2 protein-coding genes are annotated in these 1,488 nt (G+C 70.8%); one reads left to right on the top strand and one right to left on the bottom strand.

Going from position 1 to position 1,488, the window contains the following annotated elements:
• Positions 1-52 precede the first annotated feature (52 nt).
• Complete coding sequence (locus tag ABZV34_RS39365) at positions 53-661, bottom strand: ATP-binding protein (protein ID WP_356288072.1); 609 nt, start codon at positions 659-661, stop codon at positions 53-55.
• Between the two features lie 219 nt (positions 662-880).
• Between ABZV34_RS39365 and ABZV34_RS39360 the strand changes: the two genes are divergently transcribed.
• Entirely contained in the window at positions 881-1,477 is a 597-nt protein-coding gene (locus ABZV34_RS39360) for a TetR/AcrR family transcriptional regulator (protein WP_356288069.1), read from the top strand.
• Positions 1,478-1,488: the final 11 nt, after the last annotated feature.

Below are 1,488 nucleotides of genomic sequence, written 5' to 3'. Positions count from 1 at the left end.
AAGCGCACGAGAACCGCTCGAGAGGGGGCCCGGAGCGGGGGCGACGCCGGTGTCAGGGCGTCCGCGTGGGTATCTCGAACCACATCGTCTTGCCCGTGGCCGTACGGGTGCTGCCCCAGGTCTCGGTGAGCAGGTCGAGCAGTTCGGTACCGCGTCCGCCCTCCGCGTCGGCGTCGACGACGCGGCGTACGGGACCGATGGAGTCGGTGTCCTCCACTTCGCACCGCAGGTGGGAGCCGCGTGCGTACAGGTTGAGGCGCAGCGGGCCGCGGGTGTGGCGCAGGGCGTTGGTGACCAGTTCGCTGACCAGGAGTTCGGCGGTGTCGGCCAGGTCCTCCAGATTCCATTCACTCAGCTGGGCGGTCGCCAGGCGCCGGGCCCGGCGGACCGAGGTCAGCTCCCTCGGCAGGGGCCAGGAGGCGTCCCAGGCGGTGGCCCGGGCGCGCGGCGCGTCGAGCGGGCGCAGGGGCTCCAGGGAGCGCGACCACAGAGCCTGGCTCCGGGTGATCCACGAAGTGGGGGCGCCCTTCGCGGGCCGGTCTTCGTCCTGAGCGTGGTCCGCGGCAGCCTTCCGCCCGAGTCCCTCTGCCCGACCGCGGGAGAACCGGGCGAAGCGTCCCTGTCGTGAGATCAAGGCGAGGTCGATGGCCCAGGCGGCCATGGGAATCAGTCCCTTCCGTACTGCGGGCGGCGACGGCTGCCGGGAACGGCGGAGGTCCGACGTCCGGGGCGGCCTGCGCCCGGTCCCACATTCACGTAGCACTCGCTACACCAATAAATATACACGTAGCGAGTGCTACGGTAAATACCTGGACAAAGATTGACGAATCGGACAACCGGAGTCCGCTCGACCCCGTATCACTGCAGGTGGGAGCCCTTCATGTCACGGCCGCCCGACCCGGCCAAACGACGCGACCTCCTGGAGCGGGTCCGCGCATACATGATCCGCAACGGTGTGGCCGATCTGTCCCTGCGCCCGCTGGCCCGGGCCCTGGGGACCAGCGACCGCATGCTCCTGTACTACTTCGGGACCAAGGAACGCATGATCGCCGAGGCGCTCACCGTGTACGAGAGGCGACCGCTCCTGCGCGCCCAGAGCCTGTTCAACGCCGTCGGCTCCCCCCGGGACGCGGCGGGGCTGCGCCGCTTCCTGGAGGAGACCTGGCAGCAGTTCAGCAACCCCGACCTGCGCGCCGCACTCCCCTTCTACCTCGAGATCATGACCGCCGGCCTGCTCCACCCCGAGCGGTACGGGCCCGTCATGCTCGACGTGCTGAGCGAGTGGACCCGCCTGCTCACCCGCGCCTTCCGCGACCTGGGCATGGCCGAGGCCCGCGCCCGCACGGAGGCCTCCCTCCTGGTCGACGCCTCCTTCGGCCTGCTCCTCGCCCCCCTGGCCGACGGCGACTGGGACCGGGCCGGCGCGGCCTTCCACACCCTCCTCGACCGCCTCGAACCCGGCTGGAGGGACATCTAGGGCGTGACGCC

It is taken from the genome of Streptomyces sp. NPDC005195 (genome assembly GCF_040608315.1).
Taxonomy (GTDB): Bacteria; Actinomycetota; Actinomycetes; order Streptomycetales; family Streptomycetaceae; genus Streptomyces; species Streptomyces kaempferi.
This window is presented reverse-complemented; position numbering and strand designations above follow the sequence as displayed.

Coding starts and splice junctions, on each gene's coding strand:
- ABZV34_RS39365 (WP_356288072.1), bottom strand. CDS start 661: ATGGCCGCCTGGGCCATCGACCTCGCCTTGATCTCACGACAGGGACGC.
- ABZV34_RS39360 (WP_356288069.1), top strand. CDS start 881: ATGTCACGGCCGCCCGACCCGGCCAAACGACGCGACCTCCTGGAGCGG.